Source organism: Sorangium sp. So ce381 (assembly GCF_051473845.1).
In the GTDB taxonomy this organism is placed as follows: Bacteria; Myxococcota_A; Polyangia; order Polyangiales; family Polyangiaceae; genus Sorangium; species Sorangium atrum.
The window spans coordinates 1,690,395-1,711,246 of record NZ_CP150336.1; the positions used below are offsets into that span (position 1 = coordinate 1,690,395).

General features: G+C 70.4%; 17 protein-coding genes and 1 riboswitch. Of the genes, 8 read left to right on the top strand and 9 right to left on the bottom strand.

What is annotated here, in order from left to right; genetic code table 11:
- Window positions 1–17: 17 nt before the first annotated feature.
- Both WMF29_RS06375 and WMF29_RS06380 read left to right on the top strand, forming a co-directional pair.
- Window positions 18–1,208, top strand: a complete 1,191-nt coding sequence (locus WMF29_RS06375) for an acyl-CoA dehydrogenase family protein (RefSeq protein ID WP_437331089.1) — start codon at window positions 18–20, stop codon at window positions 1,206–1,208.
- Between the two features lie 450 nt (window positions 1,209–1,658).
- Window positions 1,659–3,152 (top strand): hypothetical protein, encoded by a 1,494-nt coding sequence (locus tag WMF29_RS06380; protein WP_437327977.1) that lies wholly within the window; start codon window positions 1,659–1,661, stop codon window positions 3,150–3,152.
- Window positions 3,153–3,176: 24 nt separating this feature from the next.
- Here WMF29_RS06380 and WMF29_RS06385 read toward each other — a convergent pair whose 3' ends face one another.
- Both WMF29_RS06385 and WMF29_RS06390 read right to left on the bottom strand, forming a co-directional pair.
- Window positions 3,177–5,258: a thrombospondin type 3 repeat-containing protein gene (locus WMF29_RS06385; protein WP_437327978.1), complete on the bottom strand. Its 2,082-nt coding sequence runs from the start codon at window positions 5,256–5,258 to the stop codon at window positions 3,177–3,179.
- Window positions 5,259–5,651: 393 nt separating this feature from the next.
- A complete protein-coding gene (locus tag WMF29_RS06390) occupies window positions 5,652–5,813 on the bottom strand; it encodes a hypothetical protein (RefSeq protein WP_437327979.1) in 162 nt (53 codons plus the stop codon).
- A 229-nt stretch (window positions 5,814–6,042) separates the two neighbouring features.
- Between WMF29_RS06390 and WMF29_RS06395 the strand changes: the two genes are divergently transcribed.
- On the top strand, window positions 6,043–6,876 hold the full coding sequence (locus WMF29_RS06395; protein ID WP_437327980.1) for an MBL fold metallo-hydrolase: 834 nt from the start codon (window positions 6,043–6,045) through the stop codon (window positions 6,874–6,876).
- Between the two features lie 323 nt (window positions 6,877–7,199).
- On the opposite strand, the gene WMF29_RS06400 is transcribed toward WMF29_RS06395, so the two are convergent.
- The 3 genes from WMF29_RS06400 to WMF29_RS06410 form a co-directional block, all read right to left on the bottom strand.
- The gene (locus WMF29_RS06400) at window positions 7,200–8,327 is read right to left on the bottom strand and encodes a metallophosphoesterase (RefSeq protein ID WP_437327981.1); all 1,128 of its coding nucleotides are present in this window, start codon (window positions 8,325–8,327) and stop codon (window positions 7,200–7,202) included.
- Between the two features lie 78 nt (window positions 8,328–8,405).
- Window positions 8,406–9,077 (bottom strand): glutathione S-transferase family protein, encoded by a 672-nt coding sequence (locus WMF29_RS06405; protein WP_437327982.1) that lies wholly within the window; start codon window positions 9,075–9,077, stop codon window positions 8,406–8,408.
- The gene (locus tag WMF29_RS06410) at window positions 9,074–9,223 is read right to left on the bottom strand and encodes a hypothetical protein (protein ID WP_437327983.1); all 150 of its coding nucleotides are present in this window, start codon (window positions 9,221–9,223) and stop codon (window positions 9,074–9,076) included. Before WMF29_RS06410 ends, WMF29_RS06405 begins: the two co-directional genes overlap by 4 nt.
- 418 nt (window positions 9,224–9,641) lie before the next feature.
- On the opposite strand from WMF29_RS06410, the gene WMF29_RS06415 reads away from it, so the two are divergent.
- Together WMF29_RS06415 and WMF29_RS06420 are read left to right on the top strand one after the other, a co-directional pair.
- Window positions 9,642–11,657, top strand: a complete 2,016-nt coding sequence (locus WMF29_RS06415) for a sensor histidine kinase (RefSeq protein WP_437327984.1) — start codon at window positions 9,642–9,644, stop codon at window positions 11,655–11,657.
- On the top strand, window positions 11,641–12,018 hold the full coding sequence (locus WMF29_RS06420) for a response regulator (RefSeq protein WP_437327985.1): 378 nt from the start codon (window positions 11,641–11,643) through the stop codon (window positions 12,016–12,018). The genes WMF29_RS06415 and WMF29_RS06420 overlap by 17 nt, the downstream gene beginning before the upstream one ends.
- 29 nt (window positions 12,019–12,047) lie before the next feature.
- On the opposite strand, the gene WMF29_RS06425 is transcribed toward WMF29_RS06420, so the two are convergent.
- Window positions 12,048–13,055 carry an aldo/keto reductase gene (locus tag WMF29_RS06425; RefSeq protein ID WP_437327986.1) on the bottom strand — a complete coding sequence of 336 codons (1,008 nt, stop codon included), beginning with the start codon at window positions 13,053–13,055 and terminating at the stop codon, window positions 12,048–12,050.
- Between the two features lie 57 nt (window positions 13,056–13,112).
- Here WMF29_RS06425 and WMF29_RS06430 point away from each other — a divergent pair, with 57 nt between their 5' ends.
- A complete protein-coding gene (locus WMF29_RS06430) occupies window positions 13,113–14,024 on the top strand; it encodes a LysR family transcriptional regulator (RefSeq protein WP_437327987.1) in 912 nt (303 codons plus the stop codon).
- A 62-nt stretch (window positions 14,025–14,086) separates the two neighbouring features.
- Here WMF29_RS06430 and WMF29_RS06435 read toward each other — a convergent pair whose 3' ends face one another.
- Window positions 14,087–15,040, bottom strand: coding sequence for a serine/threonine-protein kinase (locus WMF29_RS06435; protein WP_437327988.1), 954 nt, complete (start codon window positions 15,038–15,040; stop codon window positions 14,087–14,089).
- Between the two features lie 91 nt (window positions 15,041–15,131).
- Here WMF29_RS06435 and WMF29_RS06440 point away from each other — a divergent pair, with 91 nt between their 5' ends.
- A complete protein-coding gene (locus tag WMF29_RS06440) occupies window positions 15,132–16,157 on the top strand; it encodes a lipoyl protein ligase domain-containing protein (RefSeq protein WP_437327989.1) in 1,026 nt (341 codons plus the stop codon).
- Window positions 16,158–16,163: 6 nt separating this feature from the next.
- On the opposite strand, the gene WMF29_RS06445 is transcribed toward WMF29_RS06440, so the two are convergent.
- The gene (locus WMF29_RS06445) at window positions 16,164–17,618 is read right to left on the bottom strand and encodes an aminotransferase class V-fold PLP-dependent enzyme (protein ID WP_437327990.1); all 1,455 of its coding nucleotides are present in this window, start codon (window positions 17,616–17,618) and stop codon (window positions 16,164–16,166) included.
- 36 nt (window positions 17,619–17,654) lie between these two features.
- Window positions 17,655–17,769, bottom strand: a riboswitch (SAM riboswitch).
- Window positions 17,770–17,993: 224 nt separating this feature from the next.
- On the opposite strand from WMF29_RS06445, the gene ggt reads away from it, so the two are divergent.
- Window positions 17,994–19,934: a gamma-glutamyltransferase gene (gene ggt / locus WMF29_RS06450; protein ID WP_437327991.1), complete on the top strand. Its 1,941-nt coding sequence runs from the start codon at window positions 17,994–17,996 to the stop codon at window positions 19,932–19,934.
- 75 nt (window positions 19,935–20,009) lie between these two features.
- Here ggt and WMF29_RS06455 read toward each other — a convergent pair whose 3' ends face one another.
- Window positions 20,010–20,480 carry an ester cyclase gene (locus WMF29_RS06455; protein WP_437327992.1) on the bottom strand — a complete coding sequence of 157 codons (471 nt, stop codon included), beginning with the start codon at window positions 20,478–20,480 and terminating at the stop codon, window positions 20,010–20,012.
- Window positions 20,481–20,852: the final 372 nt, after the last annotated feature.

Here is a 20,852-nt window from a genome sequence, read left to right on the forward strand (position 1 = left end):
AGGAGATCGTGTTGTCGATGTTCAAGCTCCCCCCGGAAAGGCAGGCGCTCGTCGATCGCGTCCGCGCCCTCGCCAGCGAGCGCTTCGCTCCGCGCGCGGGCCGCTATGACCGCGCGGCGGCCTTCCCGGCGGAGGATTTCGAGGATCTGTCCCGCGAAGGCCTGCTCGCGGCGGCGGTGCCGGCGGGGTACGGCGGGCTCGGGCTCGGGCCGCGCGGCGGCGACGCGCTCACCCTGTGGATGATGACCAAGGAGCTCGCGAAGGCCGATCTGTCGCTCGCGCGCTGCTGGGAGGGCCACGCGAACTCGATGGTGCTGCTCGACGCGATGGCGGACCTCGCCCAGAAGGAGCGGTGGTTCGATGGCGTCGTGCGCCGAGGCGAGAAATGGGTCGCGTGGAGCGGTGAGCCGCAATCTCCGGCCCCTGGAGAGAAGGCGCGGTTCGGCACCCACGTCGAGCGCGCCCCGGGCGGATGGGTCGTCGACGGCTCCAAGGTCTTCTCCACGAGCGCGGGCGGGGTCGAGTGGGCGATCCTGCTCGTGAACAGCGCTGGGCCCGGCGGCGCGAGGCACGCGCAGGGCTCGCCGGAGGCGCTGCTCCTGCTCGCGTGCGAGCTCGGCGATCGTTCGGTCACGTTCGACGGCTCATGGTGGGATCCCGTCGGCATGCGGGCGACCGTGAGCCACCTCGTGAAGTTCGATCGTACGTTCATCCCGGAGGAGAACCTGATCGGGGCGCCGGGGCAGTATCTCCGCGAGGGGTGGCAGACGGCGTTCACGCCCCATTACGCGTCGAGCTTCCTCGGCGCGGCGGAGGCAGCCTATGACTATGCGATCGAGTGCATCGCGTCGCAAGGCAAAGGGGGCGATCCCTATGTGCAGCAGCGGGTCGCGCGCATGGCGGTGAACCTCGATACCGCGCAGCTCTGGCTACGCCACGTCGCCTCGCTCTGGGACGAGGCGCGCCACGCCGAGGCGCAGCTCGCGGGGATCCGCGCGCGGCACGTCATCGAGCACCTCGCGGCGGAGACGGTGGACCACGCCATCCGCGCCTGCGGCGCTCGCTCGCTGATCCGCCCGAGCCCCGTGGAGCGCATCCTCCGCGATCTCACGTTCTACCTGCGGCACGACAACGACGACCAGCTTCTTTCGACGATCGGAAAATCCGTGCTGGGGCAGGTGTTCGACCCCTCGTTCTACAAGCCATGAGCGCCACGCTGCCATGCTCGCTCCGGCGAGGTGGCAGCCTCGTCCTCGCTGCCGTTCTCCAAGAGATCCATCACGCCGTCAGGGACCTGTATCGAGAGGGCGCCCTGTGCTCGCACCGATGGACGTCCTCCTGAGGCGCTCTCGCCTCGAACGTCGGGGCGGTCGGTCCTCCTGGAGCGAGGAGCCACTGGAGGATTTTTCTTTTGAATGATCCTGCGTACTCTCTCACCTCAAAACCTGCCTTCGCACCTCGAAAACGATGACCTGATCCCCTGCAAGCGGATCAGAACGGGCGATAACGTCTCTGATGTGGGGACGTGTAATGTAATTCACAAAATTCCCGTTTCAGGGGCACGTTGTTGCGAAGGGAATTCAGTGTGAAGTGAATTTTCTCATGGAGAGGTACGGCGCATGAACCAACAAGCTCGAACCGTTTTCTCCGTAGTGCTCGTGGCAGCTTCGATGGGCGCGGCCGGGCCGGCCTATGCCGGCGTGTCCGTCTCGGGGAGTGTGACGCCCGCTGTCGCTGACCCGGGCGACCCGTGGGATCTCGGGGCGAACGCGCTGGTGGTCGGCGGCGCGCTCAACGCTGAGGAGCCGATGGGAGAGGTGATCGTCAGCCACCAGGGGACGTTGATCAGCGCCGGCGCCTCGGTGGCGGCGGCCGCCTACTCCAGCGGCAGGGTCCAGGTCATCGGATACGGCTCGCGGTGGATCAACCATGGGCAGCTCGCGCTCGGGCTCCGCACCGGGGCGTCCGGCTCGCTCCTCGTGAAACGGGGCGCCCAGGTGACCACCGACGACCTCGTGCTCGGCGTGCGCGGCTATTCGGCCTTCGGATACGTGCTCGTCGAGGGGTACGACGCCTCCCTGACGAGCCGGACGAACGCGTACATCGGCCGCTCGGAGGAGAACAGCGTCCTCGAGATCAAGCAGGGAGGGAGCTTCTTCTCGAACAACGTATTCATCGCGACGTGCCGGATCTGCACGGGCGACGTGACCGTCACGGGCTCCGCGACGAGGTGGGTCAACACGGGCGAGTTCATCGTGGGCGCGAACGGCGGCGCGAGGCTGCGCATCGAGCAGGGGGCGCAGGTCTTCACCGCGAACGCGCAGATCGAGAGCTATCGCGGCGAGCCCAACTACTTCGCGAGCTCGGCGATCGTGAGGGGCTGGGACGCCACCTGGACCAACGAGGGGCTGCTGCGCGTCGGGGCGGCCGGCTGGGGCGAGCTCACGGTCGGCGCTTATGGAACCCTCGTGACGGAAGAGACGGAGATCCGCTCCACGTACGGCCACGGGTTCGTCTGGGTGAACGAGCCCTACGCGTCATGGCGCAACAGCGGCGATGTGACGATCTACGCGACCTTCTCGATTTCCCCGTCGCTCCTCGTCGACGGGCGAGGCAAGGTCAGCATCGGCGGCCTCCTCCGGATCACGCCCTTGATCGAAGGCGGAACGCCTGGCCCGGAGCCCATCGTGCGCCTCACGCGCGGGGAGCTCGCCGCGGGCGCGATCGAGATCCAGGCGCGCGACTTCGACTTCGCCGGCGGGCGCCTGAGCACTGGCAGCTTCGTCGGCGATCTCGCCAATACGCAGGCCGGCGCGCTCTCCGTGGGAGAGGTCTACGCCTCGACGGACGTGGCCGGCGATTACAGCCAGGGCCCGAGCGCCACGCTGAGCGCCACCGTCGCGGGCCCGGGCGCCGCGCCGCTCTTGGTCGTGGACGGGGATGTGAGCCTCGATGGTGTGCTGGAGGTGGTCCCGGCGGACGGCACGGCGCCGTTCCAGGCTGGGGACACCGTCGCCCTGCTCGGCTGGAGCGGAGAGCTCACAGGGACCTTCGCTGACGTGCACATCGCCCTGCCGCTCGCCCCCGGGCTCGCCTGGGATACCTCCGCGCTGTACACGACCGGAGAGATCACCGTCGTGCCTTCCGCCTGAGCGGAGGCGCGGTACGACGGGAGCTCAGTGGAAGCACACCTCGAGCGAGGGGCGGTCGCCGAGGATGTCGTGCTCGCTCGAACGGTAGCTGGTGAGCGCCGTCAGGTCCTCCTCCAGGAGGAAACCGTGGTTCGGGTGCACGCCGTCGACCCACGCCTGGACGAGCTCGGTCAGGTCGACGGTCGCGACGCCGGACGACGCCCCGAGGAACGTCGCCTCGACGGCCGGCTCGAAGCTGTCGGCGAAGCTGCTCCAGGTCACCGTGGACTCCGCCCAGGAAGCGTTGATGCGGTGCACCCGGATCTCGCCCGTGCCGGAGCTGTAGAGCGTGGTGCTGAACGTGGCCGACTCGACGGTGGCCCCGTACGGGATGGAGTCGAGCTCGAAACGGTACAGCGCGTTCTTCTCCGCGCCGCTGCTCAGGCCCGTGTGGAGATAGGGAGAGCTGCCCTCGTTGTAGCTCGGGTACAGCGCCCAGATCGCCGTGTCCGCCACCTGGCCGAAGGTGCCCCGCTGGATCATCACGCAGATGACGTCGCAGGCGTCGCCCACGCCGTCACCGTCGCTGTCGGCCTGGTCGGGGTTGTGGTTGAACGGGCAGTTGTCCGCTCCGTCGCAGCGCCCATCGCTGTCGCCGTCTACCCCGCCCGATCCTGCGCAGGCGTCGCAGGCGTTGCCCACGCCGTCACCGTCGCTGTCGGCCTGGTCGGGGTTGTGGTTGAACGGGCAGTTGTCCGCTCCGTCGCAGCGCCCATCGCTGTCGCCGTCTACCCCGCCCGAGCCTGCGCAGGCGTCGCAGGCGTTGCCCACGCCGTCACCGTCGCTGTCTTCCTGGCCGGAGTTCGGCGTGGCCGCGCAGTTGTCGCAGGCGTCGCCCACGCCGTCGCCGTCGGCGTCGCTCTGGTCCGGGTTGGCGGTCGCTGTGCAGTTGTCCTCTCCTCCGCAGAGCCCATCGCCGTCGCTGTCGTACTTCCCTGGGCCTGCGCAGTGGTCGCAGGCGTCGCCCACGCCGTCGCCATCGGCGTCGCTCTGGTTCGGGTTGAAGCCGTAGCAGTTGTCCTCCCCGTCGCAGACCCCGTCAAAGTCGACGTCGTCGAACCCGGAGCCTCTGCAGCCGTCGCAGGCGTCGCCGAACCCGTCGCCGTCGTTGTCGGCTTGGTCGGGGTTGGTGCGGTCCGCGCAGTTGTCCGCCGAGTCGCAGACCCCGTCGCTGTCGAAGTCGAGGTCCCCGGACGCGTAACAGGCGTCGCACGCGTCGCCGCGGCCGTTGAAGTCGTAGTCTTCCTGGCCGGGGTTCGGCGTGTCCGCGCAGTTGTCGCAGCGGTCGCCCACGCCATCGCCGTCTGCGTCGCTCTGGTCCGGGTTGGCGTAGAAGTAGCAGTTGTCCGGCCCGTTGCAGATCGTATCCGAGTCGAAGTCGTCCGACCCCGGGCCTGCGCAGCGATCGCACGCATCACCGAACCCGTCGCCGTCGGCGTCGCTTTGGTCCGGGTTGGCGGTCGCGTCGCAGTTGTCCTCCCCTTCGCAGAGCCCATCGCCGTCGCTGTCGTCCGATCCCGGGCCCACGCAGCGATCGCAGGCATCACCGAACCCGTCGCCGTCGGCGTCGCTCTGGTCCGGGTTGGCGGTGGCGGAGCAGTTGTCGCACCCCGAGCCCGCACCCGCCATGAGGCCGTCGCCATCCCCGTCCGCGCTCCCCACGGGGAACGGGTTGACCTCATAGGCTTCGCAGATATCCCGGTCGGCGCAGTTGTGGGTGATCATGTTGGCGTCGAAAAGACACGCTGACGCCGCCCCCTCGTCCGACGTGACGTCGATGCGCATGTAGCCCCACAAAACGAACTCATCACCGACCGTTGCGACCTGGAAGTCGTTACAGCTCGCGGGGTTGTAGAGCTCGAGCAACGCCGGATCGGTGATGCTCACCCGGAGCGGCGGGGAGTTGCACTCGCAGTCGTTCGAGCTTGGCACGGTGTCGAGCAGCGTGCCGTTCATGTACAGCGCGAAGCTGTTGTTCGCGCCGCAATCGGCGTGGCCGATGGTGTACGTGATCGCGGTGGTGGCCGCGCGCGCCGCATCGGGCAGCAGCGCGAAGCCGAACAACAAGCCAAGCGTACGGAATAGCAAAGAGCCAATTTTGCCGTGACGGCGCATCGTTCCTCCTCGGTTTCGGGGCGCTCGCACCGGAGCGCACGGGGCGAGGAGCACATCCGATCTGCCCGGAGACCCGCCGGGCCGCGCTGCGCCCGTCGAGCTGCACGGTCCAGAGCTCGTCGCCTCCCGCCACAGATGCGACAGCGCTTGCCAACATTCACCGTCCGGTGAGGAACGCCACGGCGCGGTCGCTGGAGGCTCGAACGCCGCCGTCATGACGATGGCGGCCTCGACTCCTCGATGCGCAGGTGGATGAAGCGCGGGAGCGCGACGAGGAGAGGCTCGCCCTCCGTCGGATCCACGTTGGACGATCGGTTTTTTTTTGATATTTCAGGCATAGAAAGTCTACCTGCCGGGACGTACGGTGCAACGACGAACGGGCGGCGAACACGGGCCGCCATCCCGCCGGAGGACGGCGAGCAGCGCTCGCTCGCCGCCGACGACCGAAGAGAGCCCGGAGAGAAAGACGATCATGCGGATGATTTCCACGCGGCGAATCGCGTCCATCGCGGCCTCACTCCTGCTGCTCGGAGGCGCTCTGACCCTCCCCGCCGCGTGCGCCGCCCCGGCCCCGCCGCGCAGCAGCGCTCCGGCGAGCCCGGCGGCTCCGGAGCAGCCCGCCGCGACGCCGGCGGCACCGGCACCGGCGCCGTCTCCGGCGGCGAGCGCGCCGATTCCGTCCGGCGGCGAGAGGCGTCAGGCGGGCTTTTATCACACGCGCGTGGGCGACATCGACGTGACCGTGCTTTCCGACGGCACGTTCGGCCTGGATATCTCGAAAGACCTCGTCCTCAACGCCAAGCCGGGTGAGGTCGACAAGCTCCTCGCGCAATCCTTCCAGAGGTCGCCGATCGACGTGTCCTTCAACACCTTCCTGATCCACAGGAACGGCAGGACGATCCTCGTCGACACCGGGTGCGCAGAGCTCATGGGCCCCACGACCGGGAAGCTCCCCGCGTCGCTCTCTGCTGTGGGCGTGAGCGTCGAGAGCGTCACCGACGTCTTCCTCACGCACGCTCACCCGGATCACGCCGGCGGGCTCGTGATCGGCGGGAAGAGGGCCTTCCCGAACGCCACCGTCCACGTGAACCAGAAGGAACTCGACTACTGGATGGACAAGGCGGCCGCCGCGAAGGCCTCGGGGATGCAAGCCCAGTTCTACGCCGCGGCGCAAGCCACGTTGCAGCCGTACCTCGACGCCGGGCAAGTGAAGCCGTTCACCGGAGCGGCCGAGTTCTTTCCGGGGTTCCGCGCGGAGCCTGCGTACGGCCACACGCCCGGCCACACGCTGTACGCTCTCGAGAGCGGCGGCCAGAGGCTCGTTCTATGGGGCGACCTCGTTCACATCATGGCCGTTCAGTTCGACGATCCCTCGGTGGCGGTTGCCTTCGACGTGAACGCGCCGACGGCCGTGGAGACGCGCAAGAAGGCGCTCGCCGACGCGGCCGACAAGGGCTACCTCGTCGCGCACACCCACGCCCCGTTTCCCGGGCTGGGCCACGTCCGGAGAGACGGAGCGTCCTACCGCTGGGTGCCCGCCCCCTACGTCGACGACGCGAAGAGGAAGTAGCGCGACGCCGCGAGAACGCACGGACGGGCTCACCCCCGCGGATGGATGACGCGCATGGCCCCTCTCCCTCGGTGACGATCGGATCGAGCGCCTCGCGCGCGCTCGATCCGATCGTCACCGGCTTCGCGCCCTCGAGGTCGACCTCGGCGGGAGACAAGGTCCTCAGGTATCCCACGCGAGAACCATCATTGGACCGGCAGCAGCGCGGGCACGCCACGGTCTTTCACGAGCACGACAAGGATCCTCGTGGTCGATCAGGGAGGCTCATCGATGAGTCGGTTCAAAAACCGGTCGAGAACGAGCGGCAACCACCCGCATCGGGTTCACGAGGGGACGATCAGCTCGGCCAGCGGGAGCAAAGCGTAATCGGTGGCTGCGGCAAACCGCATCTCCCCGTCGATCAGGTAGAGGTCCGTCGCGCCGGGCCGATCGTCCAGGATTTCGAGGTCGTACACGACGACGTCGCCGTCGACGCGCAGCGTGCGGATTCCTCCGATCTCCTTCCGGTGCGCTGCCGCCGTGAGCCAGTCGTGACCGAGCTCCGCCTTGCACTTCCTGTGACCGGTGTGGCCGGCGACCTGTCGCAGACCGCGCGGGAGTGAGCTCGGCTCGAAGCGCCGTGGCCGTGCCGGATCGAGCTCCCATGCCGGATCGCCGCCCGGGCGATCGATGTGCGCAGGTCGATGATAGAGGAGGCCGCCACCCTCGTTGCCTGCGGCGCCTGCGACGTGGAGAGGCTCGAGCGAGAGCGGCGTGCGCTCGCCGCGCTGCCATTCCGTGCGCCGCGCGTCGACCGCGGCGCGCATCTGTCGCTCGAGGGCCGCCGCCAGTCGATGCGGATCGCGCTCGTCCGGCATGCCCAGCATCGCGAGCTCGCGCGTGGTCACGCCCGCGTGGGTCAGCAGCACCGCGCGGCCGTCGGGCAGCACGCCTGAGAGCGCGAGATGAAAGCGGCCGCAGAGCAGCAGCTCGATGACGAGCTCGCGCTGGGACTCGCTGAACGACGCGTAGTCGCGCGCCGCGAGCCCCGAGGTCGCCACATCGGGAAACTGCGCCGCGAACTCGTCGCGCTGGCGCCGGGCGGCGGCCTCGGCGCCTTCACGCCGCCTGGTCTCGCTGATCGAGCGCCCGAGCGCGCGCGCCGCAGCGAACCGCACGTCGTCGAGGCCGGCGAGCTCCATGACCCGCGCAGCGTCATGATTGCCGAACAGGAGCCTCACCTGCGCAGGATCGTGGCTCGCCAGCCAGCGCAGCGTGCGGAGCCCCTCCGCGCCCGCGCCCACCGGATCATCGAGGTCATAGTCGAAGTGATCGCCGATCGACACGAGCACGACGTCGTCGGCCAGCCGGCCGTCCGCGCCGAGCAAAGCGTGCGTCGCGAGCACGGCCATCACCTTGGCCATCGGCGCCTGCGGGTCGCCCATCACGAAGATGCGCCGGGGCGTCACCATGTTCGACCGGTGGCATTGGCCATGTTCGCGAATTGTAGCATGTCCTCGACGGCTTCGACAGCAGGGCCCTCCCGGCTTTCAGACCGACGGAGGCTTCGCTCCGGTGGCATCGGCGCGCGGCACCTGCGGGAGCTCCGGGGCGTCGAGCCCCGCGAACGGATCGCGCCAGGCGTCGAGCTGCCACAGGCGCGCGTGCCAGGCCGCGACGTGCGGGTAGTCCGCCAGCGGAAGGCCGGCGAGATCCGCGAACGGAAGCACCGACGCCATGCGAAAGTCTGCATACGAAGCCGCGCTCCCGACGAGCCAGTCCCTGCCGCTCAGGACCTGCTCGAGCAGCGTCGCCGCTCCGGCAAACCCCGAGAGCCCCTCCGCCACGACGTCGTCGCGGATGGGACCGAGCCCGTAGCGCTGCTTCGTCACGCGCTCGAAGTGGACCTTGTCGCACGCGGCGACGAAGTTGTGCGTGCCCCAGCTCAACCAGCGGATCATCTCCGGTTGCGCGGTGCCGGTGCGCCAGAAGTCCGAGCCCGTGAGCTGCGAAAGACGGCACGCGATCGCGTCCGTTTCCCAGAGCGACTCGTCCCCCTCGACCAGGATGGGCACGCGCAGGTTCGGATTCAGCGCTCGAAACTTCTCCTGCTGTGACGGGTCGAGAGGAGCCGCGTGAACGTATTCCACCGGTGCATCGAGGTAGCGCGCCACGGCGACGGCGACCCGTGGATTCAAGTTTCGGCTGAAGTACAGCTTCATGGAGCGTCCTTTCCTGCCAGCTGGCTCTGTGCGTCGATGACGTGCCGGCGCCGGGCATTCAGACTGGAGAGCACCTCTTCTGCCATCCCGGCTCGCTCGTGGCGGGGCAGCAGCAGCACCTGCGCGACACGTCCTTTGGTGGACATAGGCGAGGTATAACATGGCCAGTCCCTCCGCGGCTGCGACGAGGCGGGGGCCCTCCCCGCAGCCGGCGCTCCCCATCCCTCAGCGGCTCGTGGAGCGCGAGCGGCAGCTTGGCGCGCGGGCGGGGAGCGGCCCCGACGGCTTCCTTCACAAGCACGCCCTGATCCGCGCCGAGATCGCCCGGCTCCGCGGGGGAAGACCTGGAGGCCGCCCGGCTCCACGAGCAGGCCACCGCGGCGGCGCGGGACGGCGCCCGGGAGCAGCCGCGCTCGCCCGAGCGGCGGCGTGCCGGCCGGCGTGACGTCACCAGGTCCGGGGCGCGTACGTTGCCTGCCGGATCGCTTGGGGGGGCGGTGAGCGTAATTGTGGATTGCTTGACAACCCGATGGCTCTTCGCACGATTCGTCATCGTGGGGGAGCATGCGTACCGGACCCGACGATCAAACGGAGCCAGGCGCGCTCGTTGTCGACCATGCCCGCCACCCCGGGCCGGGCGAGCCCGCGCCCGCGGAGCGCGCCGAGCGCGCGGGCCTCGGGCCGCATAAGGCCGCCTCTGGCTGCCCGCCGGAGCAACGCACGGACGATCTCGGGACGAAGAGCCCTCCGCCGGGGAGCGGCCGAAGAACCCAGTCGAGCACGGTCGCGACCGACATCCCGACGGACATCGCTCGCAAGTGGCAGGAGATGACCGATCTCCTCGCGGAGATCCTGCGCGTCCCGGCCGCTCTGATCATGAGGATCGAGCCGCCCGAGATCGTCGTCTGCGTCTCCAGCGAGTCGAAGGGGAACCCTTATGCGCCCAAAGAACGCGCGCGCCTAGGCTCCGGGCTCTACTGCGAGAGCGTGATGAAGACCCGAACGCCGCTGCTGATCCCTGACGCCCTGAAAGACGAGCAGTGGAAGTCGAACCCGGACATCGAGCTCGGTATGATATCTTATCTCGGTTTCCCGATCACGTGGCCCACAGGGGATATCTTCGGAACCATCTGCGTGCTGGATGACCGCGCGAACCATTACAGCAAGGCCTACCAGGCGCTCATGGAGCAGTGTCGCGACGTGATCGAGATGGACTTGAAATCCATCTTCGCCTTCGATGCTCGCCTGACAGAAGAGGCCCGGGCGAAAGAGCGGCTGGAGCAGCAGGTCGCCGAGCGCACCGCCGACCTGCGCCATGCCAACGCCCAGCTCAGGCAGAAGATCGCCGAGCACGAGCGGACGGAGGCGGCGCTGCGGAAGGTCGCGGAGGAGCGCAGGCGCGCGGAAGAGGCGTTGCGCACGAGCCAGGAGCTCCTGCGCGCCATCATCGACAGCTCGACGGCCATCGTCGCCGTCAAGGACATCGACGGGCGCTACCTCCTCGTCAACCGCCGCTTCGAGGAGCTGTTCGGCGTCGCTCGGGAGGCCATCGTGGGCAAGAGCGACGATGACGTATTTTCCGGGGAGCACGCCGAGGCGCTCCGCGCTTTCGACCGGCGGGCGCTCCTCGCTGGGACTGCGCTGAAGGACGAGGAGGTGATGCCCGAGGACGACGGCGTGCACACCTATCTCACCATCAAGTTTCCTCTGCGCGACGTCGCCGGCGTCCCGTACGCGGTCGGCGGCATCTCCACGGACATCACGGAGCGGAAGAAGATCGAGGCGGAGCGCGCCCTGGTCCTGGAGCACGAGCAGAGGGCCCGGACCGCCGCCGAAGCAGCGGTGCGGATGCGCGACGACTTCCTGTCCATCGCCTCACATGAGCTCTATACCCCCATCGCGGGCCTGAAGCTCGCCGTGCAAGGCTTGATGCGCGAGGCGACGACGCTCCCCGCCGGCGCGACGAAGCTGGCCAGGATGGCCGAGCGGCAGTGCCAGCGGCTCGTCAGGCTCATCGAAGATCTGCTCGACGTGGCTCGGATCCAGGCAGGCAAGCTCGAGCTGAAGCTGGAAGACGTCGATCTCCGGGCGCTCTCGCAGGAGGTCGTGGAGCACTTCGACGTGGAGCTGAAGCAGGCAGGAAGTACGGTGAGCTGGCGGGCAGACTCTCCCGTGGTGGGTATGTGGGACAGGGCCCGTCTGGAGCAGGTGGTGACGAACCTGGTGCTGAACGCCATCAAGTATGGGAGGGGCAAGCCGATCGAGATCAGCGTCGCGGCCGAGGGCGATGTGGCCAGGCTGGTCGTCGCCGATCGCGGCATCGGGATCGATGCGGGCTGCGTGCCGTACATCTTCGAACGCTTCGAGCGAGGCGTCTCGGCGCAGCACTACGGCGGTCTCGGCCTGGGACTGTACATCAGCCGCCAGATCGTGGACGCCCATGATGGCTCGATCCGGGTCGAGAGCGAGCTCGGCGCGGGGGCTGCCTTCATCGTGGAGCTCCCTCTGCGCCGGCGCCGCGACGCTCTGCCGACCGAGGTGTCTCCGCCGGCCGGAGGTCCCGATGCGCCCGCAGGATGATCCTCACGACGGTGTCTTGATCGTCGACGACGACATCGGATTTCGCGCCGTCGTGGAGGAGCTCTTGCAGGCATGCGGCTACGAGGTCGTGTGCGCGGAGAATGGCGCGGTGGCGCTGGATCTGCTCCGCCGCGGCCTCCGCCCGAGCATCATCCTGCTCGACCTCATGATGCCGGAGATCAATGGCTGGGAGTTCCTCGCGCTCAAGCGACGGGAGCCCGCGCTGGTGGACATCCCGGTGGCGATCCTGTCGGGCGTCGACTCGCTGGAGGCCAAAGCGGCCACCCTGGACGTGTGTGCGCTGCTCAAGAAGCCGATCGATCTCGACACCCTCCTCGCCGTGGTCGCCAAGACACGATGAGCTCGTGAGCCGCCGCCGCTATCGCGAGGTCACTTCTCGCTGTCGAGCATCGCCATCATGGGCGCGGGGTAGCGGGCGCCGGCGATCTCCTCCGCGGGGACGGCGGCCTCGATCTCGGCGAGGTCGGAGGGCGCCAGCGCGATCTCGAGGCCGGCGAGGGCATCCTCGAGCTGCTTCCGCGTGCGCGCGCCCATCGTCGGGATCACCGTGACGCCCTGCGCGGCGCCCTTGGCGCGGACCCAGGCGATCGCGAGCTGCGCGGGGGTGACGCCGCGCCCCTGGGCGAGGCGAGCGAAGGCGTCGACGAGGGCCTGGTTCTTCCGGGCGTTCTCGCCCGAGAAGCGCGGCAGGTGGGCCCGCATGTCGCCCGCGCCGGCCGGCTTGCTCCCGGCCAGCAGGCCGCGCGAGAGCACGCCGTACGCGGTGACCGCGATGCCGAGCTCGGCGAGCGCGGGGAAGATCGTCGCCTCCGGGCTGCGGCTCACGACCGCGTACTCGATCTGGAGGTCCACGATCGGGTGCACCTTCGCCGCGCGGCGGATCGTCTCCGCGCCCACCTCGGAGAGGGCGATGTGGCGGACATAGCCCGCCTTCACCATGTCGGCGATGGCGCCGATGGTGTCCTCGATCGGGACCGTCGGGTCCAGGCGCGCGGGCCGGTAGACGTCGATGTAGTCGACGCCGAGGCGCGACAGGCTATGGGCGAGGAAGCTCTTCGTCGCCATCGGGCGGGCGTCGAAGCCGAGGAAGGCGCCGTCGGGCGCGCGCAGGCCGCCGTACTTCACGCTGAGCACGGCCTTGTCGCGCCGGTCCTTGATCGCCCTGCCGACGAGCATCTCGTTCTTGCCCATGCCGTAGAAGTCGCCGGTGTCGAGGAGGCTCACGCCCCGATCGAGCGCCGCGTGGATGGTCGCGATGCTCTCCGACTCGTCGCTCTCGCCGTAGGGGCTGCCCCCGGCCATGCTCATGCAGCCGAGGGCGAGGGGGAAGACGGAGGGGCCAGTTTTGCCGAGCTTGGTGGTGTTCGTCGTCGTCATGCCGTCACCCTAGGCGCTCGCGTTTCATTGCTCCAATGAATACGATGTATTCTCGACATGCCTGATATTTATGGAAGGAACCTCGACCTGAACCTGCTCCGCGTCTTCGCCGTCGTCGCGGAGGCAGGCAGCGTCACCGAGGCGGCGAGCCGGCTGTACCTGACGCAGCCGGCGGTGAGCGCCGCGCTCCGGCGCCTGACCACGACGGTCGGCGCGCCGCTCTTCGTGCGGAGCGGGCGCGGGCTCGCGCTGACGAGCCGCGGCGAACGGCTGCGAGCGTCGCTGAAGCCGCACCTCGGCGCCCTGATCGAGGCCGCGCTGGCGCCGCCGACCTTCGACCCGAAGACGTGCGAGCGCACCCTGCGCCTCGGGCTCTCCGACACGGCCGAGGTGTGGCTGCTCCCGCCGCTCTTGCGCGTGCTCGAGCGCGAGGCGCCGCGCGTGCGCGTCGTCGCCGTGCCCGTGCAGTTCCGCACCGTGGGCGCGGCGCTCGCGGGCGGCGTCGACGCGGCGATCTCGGTCGCCGACGATCTCCCTTCGAACGTCCGCCGGCAGCGGCTCGTGAGGACCGGCTTCACCTGCCTGTACGACCCGCGCCACGCGCGCCTGCGCAAGCTGACGGAGGCCCAGTACTTCGCGCACGATCACGTCATCGTCTCGTACAACGGGGACCTGCGCGGCTTCGTGGAGGACCTGCTCGGCAAGACGCGGAGGATCCGGTGCTCCGTCGCGACCTTCTCCAACCTGGGCGCGCTGATCGACGGCACCGCGATGCTGGCGACCGTGCCCGAGATCGTCGCCGACGACATCCGCGCCGTCAGGCCGCACCTCCGGACCAGGCCCCTGCCGTTCGAGGTCCAGCCCGGGTACATGGAGCTGCTCTGGCCCGCCGCCACGGACGACGACGAGGCGTGCAAGTTCGCGCGGGAGAAGATCGTCCAGATCGCGCGGCCGCTGAGCAAGAGATGACCGGCTTTCTTACGGCCTCCCTGCCTTCTGGTTCCACCTGGAGCGCTGCTTGCCCCTGGTCCCTACGCCCCCGTCGCCCCGCGCGGCTGCCGCGCCGCGGCCGTCGCATAAGGCGGCTCGCGGCCGGCGCGCACGGCGGCGAGATCGGCGCGCATCGTCCTCGCGTCGGGATAACGCTCCTGCTTGAGGAAGGCGAGGGCGCGGTCGACGACGGCGCACAGGCCGGGCGGCGCCGTGGGGGCGTGCAGCGAGAGGGGCGGCGCCCTCTCCGTGGCGACCGCGATGAGCAGGCGCGCGTCGTCCAGGTTGCCGTGGATCGTGCGGCCCGCGAGCAGCCGGAACATCGTCGCTCCGAGGCCGAAGAGGTCCGTCCGGCCGTCGATCTCGCGGATGAGGCCCAGGGCCTGCTCGGGCGCCATGTAATCGTCGGTGCCGATCGACACGCCCGTCTTGGTCTTCGTCATCTCCGGCATCCCGGCGACGTCCTCGAGCAACGGGTCGAGGACGCGCGCGAGGCCGAAATCGAGCACCCGCACGCGCCCGTCGTTGCCGATATGGAGGTTCTCGGGCTTGAGATCGCGGTGAACGACGCCGTGCTCGTGCGCCACGATCAGCACGTCGAGGACCCGCTCGGCGAGCGCGATCACCTGGCCGACAGGGAGCGTCCCGTGCCGGGCCATGCGGTCGAACACGGTCTCTCCCTCGAGCACCTCCATGGCCATGTAGACAAGGCCGTCGTCCGTGGCCGCGGCTTCCAGCACCTGGGGGAGCCCCTCGCAGAGCGGCGCCACGGCGGCCAGCGCGCTCCCGATCGGCCCCTCGCGCAAGAACCGCTTTCGCACCGCCTCGATCTCGGCGAGCTCGGCGTGCAGGAGCTTCACCGCCGCCACGCACCCGTCGGCCCGCCGGCAAAAGAAGACGCTCGCCATGCCGCCGACCCCGAGGACGCTCTCCACCGCCCAGGGGCCGATCCGCGTGCCGACGCGCTGCTCTGCCAGCTCCTCTTCGGTCACCATGGAGCGATGTTACCACCGGCGGCTCCCCGCAGGGCCTCGTCCCGCAGGGGCTCCTCCGCGCGCCGAGCTTCACGCCAAGGAGACTCCCTCGATGCCCGCCATGCATTCGATCTCGCCGGTTCATCGCCCTCTCGAGGACGCGCTCGCGCTCGGCCCTGCGCTGCTCGCGCGCGCCCGCGCGGCGGAGGGAGCGCCGTGGCTCGCCGCCAGCCTCGTCGAGGGGCCCGCCGTGGTGCTGGGCGCGGCCCAGCGCGCGGCGCGCGTCGTCGACCTTGCGGCTTGCGCCGCGCGCGGCGCGAAGGTCCTGCGGCGCGCCACGACCGGCACCGCCGCTTTCCTCGGCGGGCGCGGCGTCGTGTGGACCCTCGCGCTGCCGCACGCCGCCGCGCTCGCGCCCGACGCCACGGCCCGGACGCTCCTCAACCGCAACGTGCGCGGCTTTCTCAAGGGCTTGTCCCGCGCCGGCGCGCCCGCGCATTACTTCGGGCGCGAGTGGATCTCGCTGCAGCACCGCCCCGCCGCGCTGCTCGGCCTCGACGCCACGCCGGACGGCGCGGTCCTCATCGAGGTCTTCGCGGGCCTCGACGCGGCGCTCGCGATCCCCCCGGAGCTCGCGGCGCCGGACGAGCGCGTCGTCGACCGCTGGCTGGGCAAGGCCCCGGCCGCGCTCTCCGACGTCCTTCCGGGGCGCCTCTCGCTCGAAGAGATCGCGCGCGCCGTCGTCGAGGGGGTCGCCCTCCGCGCCGCGCTCCCGCTGATCGACGGCGGCGAGGCGCCCGAGCTCGCTGCCGAGCGCTTCCAGCCCCTGACCGAGCCCGACGACCCGGCGCCGCCGGGCGCCTCCGCCGCGGCGCTGGCGCGCGTGCCCATCGGCTGGATCGAGGCCGCGGCGGTCTTCAACGTTCCGCACGTCCCGCACGTTTCGCCGGCGCGCGCGTGGCTCGGCGGCGACGTCCTCACGGCGCGCTGGCTCCTCGACGCGCTCGGCCGGGGTGACGCGCCGGCGCGCGGCGAGGACGTCGACGCCGAGGCCTCGCCGCTGGAGGGCGCGACGCTCGCCGACCTGCGCGCGCTCGCGCGGCGCGCGCTCGCCCTGGGCCGCGCTCCCGGGGGCTGATCCGCCTCAGAGGGGCGCCTGGCAAGGCGCGAGCTGGCTCGCCAGGGGCCCGTCCGCTGCGCCTGCCGCGCCTCCGGCGAGGAGGCCGGCCAGGGCAGGGCGCGGGCGAGGATCCGGATCGGGAACGTATCGCCCTGCGTCGAGGCGATAACGCCAGCGGGGACCCTGGGCGACGAGATCGGCGAGCGCGAGGAGGAACCGATCGACGTCCGCGGCGCTGGTGCCGACGCCGAAGCTCACCCGCACCGCGAGGGGTACCGCCGCGTCGTCGCTCGCCTCCGGCGCGCGATTCCTGGCGAGCGCCATCATGAGCGGGTGCGCGCAGAACGAGCCGTCCCGGACGCCGATGCCGTGCTCGGCGCTCAGGACCGCGGCGACCGCGCCGGGATGGAAACCCCGCACGTTGAATGTCACGACGCCGATCCGGGGGCTCGCCGGGCCCCACATCGCGAGGCGCTTGACCGCCGGCAAGGCCTGGAGACCGCGCGTGAGGCGGTCGAGCAGGCTCGCCTCATGCGCCGCCACGGCGGACATGCCCACCGCGGAGAGCGCGCGGCACGCAGCCGCCAGCGACACCGCGCCGACCACGTTGGGCGTGCCGGCCTCGTGGCGGTGCGGGCCGCTCGCCCATTCGACGTCGTTGCGCGTGACGCGCCGGACGGCGCCTCCGCCGGCGAGGTAGGGACGGGCGGCATCGAGCCAGTCCCCGCGGCCGACGAGCACGCCGCCGCCGAAGGGGGCATAGAGCTTGTGACCGGACAGCGCGACGTAATCGGCCCCGATCCCGGCGATGTCGATAGCGCAGTGGGGCGCGAGCTGAGCCGCGTCCACGGCGAGCCGCGCCCGGTGGCGATGGGCGACCGCGGCGAGCTCCGGGACCGGCCACAGCTCGCCCGTGACATTGCTCGCCCCCGTCACGGCGAGCAACCGATGGCGCGAGGTCACGTCGCGCAGCGCGTCTTCGGCCCGCATGACCGCCTCCTCCGCGCTCACGGGCACCGGGAGGACGACGCACCGACCGCGCCGCCACGGCAGCTGGTTCGCGTGGTGCTCCGAGGCGAACGTCACCACCGTCGTGTCCTCGGGCAGCGCCGCGGCGAGCAGGTTGAGCGCGTCGGTGGTGTTCCTCGTGAACACCACCGTGTCCTCGGCGCGCGCTCCCACGAAGGCGCCCACCTCCTGGCGGGCGGCGGCATAGAGCTCCGTCGTCACGGTGGACGCGAACCCCGCGCCGCGGTGCACGCTGCTGTACCAGGGAAGGAGCGCCGCGACCGCGTCGAGCACCGAGCGCAGGCAAGGGGCGCTGGCCGCGTAATCGAGGTTCACATAACCCACCTGCTCGCCGGTGACGAGCGGCACGGAGAGGTCCGCCCCGACGACGGGTAAAGGGAAAGCGCCGAAATCGGACGGCGCCGGCGCGCCCGCGTCAGGGCGCGAATCCACGATGGAAGCGATCGACATACCACCTCGCGAGTCCAGGGGACTCCGGGCGACCAGAGTCCGCGCTTGCCTGCCGCACATGCGGCCGGCCAGGTCGTCACCCGGGACACCCCACCGCGGTTCGGAGGGTTGTCGGCCAGCAAGCCGGGGCTACGCGCTGGCGCTCATGACCTGCCGAACCATTACCTCGATTGCTTCGTTGTGGCAAGTACAGACTCGACATTGCACCCGCCCGCTCGGCTGCGAACGCCGGTACGGTGGTTGCATTGTGAATCTCCGGGGCAATGCGATGCCGCACATCGTGGCTCCTGGACAGGGCCCTCACGGCCGACTCTGCCGCACGAGGCGGGGTGTGACCGTGGGTCCTGCGTCCTCCAGCGCATCCCGAGAGAACCCATGACGAAACGCACACTCCTTCTCGCTCTCTTCCTCCTTTGCGCCTCCTGCAGCTCCTGCAGCCCGGACGAGAGGCTCGCTCCGGTGGGCAACGGCGGCTCCGCGTCGTCCACGTCGTCCGCGTCGTCCGCGTCGTCCACGTCGGGCGACGCAGGCGCGGAGCCGGACGCCGCCGGGGACGACCCGTTCGCCCAGCTCCCGGAGATCGCGCCGACGGCCACCGGGCGGCGGGGGGCGGCGGCGACGGTCGATCTCCGCGGGACGCTGGCCGCCATCGAGATCCTGAAGCGAGGGGGGAACGCCGTCGACGCCGCGGTCGCCGCGGCGGGCGTGCTCGGCGTGACCGACCCGTTCTCCTGCGGTATCGGCGGCGGCGGCTTCATGCTCGTCTACCTGGCCGGCGAGGGCAAGGTGATCGCCCTGGATCACCGCGAGACGGCGCCGTCCCGGATCGAGGCGAGGTCCTTTTATGAAGACGGCGCGCCGATCGCGTTCAATGAGCTCGTCACGAGCGGCCTGTCGGTCGGCGTGCCCGGCACGGTGCGGGGCTGGAGCGAGGCGCTCCGCCGCCATGGAACGCTCGGGCTCGGAGACGTGCTGAAGCGGGCCATCCAGGTCGCCGAGGCGGGGTTCGACGTCGACGCGACCTTCTTCGAGCAGACAGGCCGCAACCTCGCGCGATTCCAGGCGATCACGAGCACCAAAAAGCTCTTCCTGGGGCCCGACGGCCAGCCGTGGCCCGTCGGCACGATCTTCAAGAACCCGGATCTGGCCGGCACCTACCGGCTCATCGCCGAGGGGGGAGAGAAGGCGTTCTACGAAGGGCGGGTCGCGGAGGCCATCGTCGCCGCGGTGAAGTCGCCTCCCGTCGAGCCCGGGAGCGCGCTCGACGTCCGGGCGGGGGTGATCGAGCTCCCGGACCTCCAGGGCTACGAGGCCCGCGTCCGCCCCGCGGTCTCGACGACGTACCGCGACACCACCATCTACGGCCTGGGACTCCCGAGCAGCGGCGGGATCGCCGTCGCGGAGGCGCTGAACCTGCTCGAGGGGTATGACACGGCGACCCTCACGCCGGTCGAGGTGCTGCACCGCTACCTCGGCGCCTCCCGGCTCGCGTTCGCGGATCGAGGCGCCTTCCTCGGCGATCCCGAGTTCGTGGACGCCCCCGTCAAGGGGCTGCTCTCGAAGGACTACGCCGACGCGCGGCGCGCCCTCATCGATCTCGCCGAGGCCCCTTCGGCCGCGGCGGCGCCGGGCGACCCGTACGCATTCCAGAGCGATCCGAGCCCCGCGCCCGGCGGCGCCCCGGCGGCGAGGCGCGGGGGCGCCGGCCCGAAGGACGCGCACGACAACGAGACGACGCACATCACGGTCAGCGACGCGGCCGGGAACATCGTGTCCTATACCTGCACCATCGAGTACGAGGGCGGCAATGGCATCGTCGTCCCGGGGTACGGCTTCCTGCTGAACAACGAGCTCACGGACTTCAACATCCCGTCCGACCCGAGCTCGCCGCACCCCAACGCGGTCGAGCCGGGCAAGCGCCCGCGCAGCAGCATGAGCCCCACGATCGTCCTCAAGGACGGCAAACCCGAGCTCGCGCTCGGCTCGCCAGGCGGGTCCACCATCATCACCACGGTGCTCCAGATCCTCGTCGGTCATATCGATCTGGGCCTCCCCATCGACAAGGCGCTCGCGGCGCCGCGCCTCTCCCAGCGCAACTCGGGCAACGGCGCCACCGACGCGGAGACGGCATTCCTGAGCGCCCCGGAGGCCGAGGGGCTCGCGTCCCTGGGCCACGTCCTCTCCGACGCAGGCACGATGGGAGGCGAGATCGGCGCGGCCACCGCCCTGCGCTTCAACGGCGATGGGACCGTGACCGCGGTCGCCGAGCCGGTCCGGCGCCACGGCGGGAGCGCGATGGTCGAGAAGGAGCGGTGAGCGCGGCGCCCACGCGCCCGCCGCCACCCGCGCCCGGCCCCGACGGCCGCCCCGAGCACCCCGGAGGCGGGGCGCTCAGGGCGCCGGGGGCCACGCGCCGATCTGCGCCAATGCGGTGAACCAGTCCTCGAGGTGCCACGTCCGCGCGATCCGGCCCTCCCGCAGCGCATGAAAATCGTGGCACGGGACGCGGATCTCCCTCCCGCTCGGCGCCACCCCCAAAAACGTGTCTCGATGGGTCCCCGTGAGGACTGACCGGACCGCAGCCCGGCCTGGCTCCTGGAGGATGTCCAGCACCTCGAGCTTCACGTCGGGAAAGGCCTTGAAGAACGCGCGCAGGATGGGTTTGACGCTCTCCGGGCCCACCCCTTGACCGGGGGGCAGCGGGATGTCCTCCCAGTCCTGGGTCACCGCCTCGTCGATGAGCTCCGGCCGCCGCTCGCTGAAGGCGCGGTAGAACGTCAGCAAGGCCGCGCGCTCCGCCTGGACCGCGGTCGCAGCGGCCGCGGCAGGGGCGGTCGGAATGACGGCATCGATGTTCGCCATGGTTGCCTCTTCTCTGTCGGGTGGGACGGCGGATTGACCGCCCCCGGATAGCAAGGGCGTGCCGCCTGGCAATGCGCGCGCCAGCGGGCAGCCATCGTGCCCGCCGGCGCACCTCCCCGCCGCTCGTCCGAACCAGGCGCACAGCGCGCCGCGATCGGGACAGCGGCAGGGCGAGGCCCGTCGCACGCGCCGGGTGCTGCCGGGGCAGCAATCGATAAGTAACGCTGATGCGTCAGCAGCAGCGGCCATCGCTTCCCGCAATGGAACGCCGGCGCCGATTCTGTCCACGCAGAATCCATTGCCGTCCCCCGGCATTGCCGTCGGTGAAGCAGGGCCGAAATCTGCCCGACAGGTCCAGACGACAAATCCGCG

What these genes read in the sequence shown, in the direction of transcription:
- WMF29_RS06440 (WP_437327989.1), top strand. Translation starts at nt 15,132, where the DNA reads ATGCCCGCCATGCATTCGATCTCGCCGGTTCATCGCCCTCTCGAGGAC.
- WMF29_RS06425 (WP_437327986.1), bottom strand. Translation starts at nt 13,055, where the DNA reads ATGACGACGACGAACACCACCAAGCTCGGCAAAACTGGCCCCTCCGTC.
- WMF29_RS06420 (WP_437327985.1), top strand. Translation starts at nt 11,641, where the DNA reads ATGCGCCCGCAGGATGATCCTCACGACGGTGTCTTGATCGTCGACGAC.
- WMF29_RS06435 (WP_437327988.1), bottom strand. Translation starts at nt 15,040, where the DNA reads ATGGTGACCGAAGAGGAGCTGGCAGAGCAGCGCGTCGGCACGCGGATC.
- WMF29_RS06400 (WP_437327981.1), bottom strand. Translation starts at nt 8,327, where the DNA reads ATGGTGACGCCCCGGCGCATCTTCGTGATGGGCGACCCGCAGGCGCCG.
- WMF29_RS06455 (WP_437327992.1), bottom strand. Translation starts at nt 20,480, where the DNA reads ATGGCGAACATCGATGCCGTCATTCCGACCGCCCCTGCCGCGGCCGCT.
- WMF29_RS06405 (WP_437327982.1), bottom strand. Translation starts at nt 9,077, where the DNA reads ATGAAGCTGTACTTCAGCCGAAACTTGAATCCACGGGTCGCCGTCGCC.
- WMF29_RS06375 (WP_437331089.1), top strand. Translation starts at nt 18, where the DNA reads ATGTTCAAGCTCCCCCCGGAAAGGCAGGCGCTCGTCGATCGCGTCCGC.
- WMF29_RS06415 (WP_437327984.1), top strand. Translation starts at nt 9,642, where the DNA reads ATGCGTACCGGACCCGACGATCAAACGGAGCCAGGCGCGCTCGTTGTC.
- WMF29_RS06410 (WP_437327983.1), bottom strand. Translation starts at nt 9,223, where the DNA reads ATGTCCACCAAAGGACGTGTCGCGCAGGTGCTGCTGCTGCCCCGCCAC.
- WMF29_RS06430 (WP_437327987.1), top strand. Translation starts at nt 13,113, where the DNA reads ATGCCTGATATTTATGGAAGGAACCTCGACCTGAACCTGCTCCGCGTC.
- ggt (WP_437327991.1), top strand. Translation starts at nt 17,994, where the DNA reads ATGACGAAACGCACACTCCTTCTCGCTCTCTTCCTCCTTTGCGCCTCC.
- WMF29_RS06390 (WP_437327979.1), bottom strand. Translation starts at nt 5,813, where the DNA reads ATGGACGCGATTCGCCGCGTGGAAATCATCCGCATGATCGTCTTTCTC.
- WMF29_RS06445 (WP_437327990.1), bottom strand. Translation starts at nt 17,618, where the DNA reads ATGTCGATCGCTTCCATCGTGGATTCGCGCCCTGACGCGGGCGCGCCG.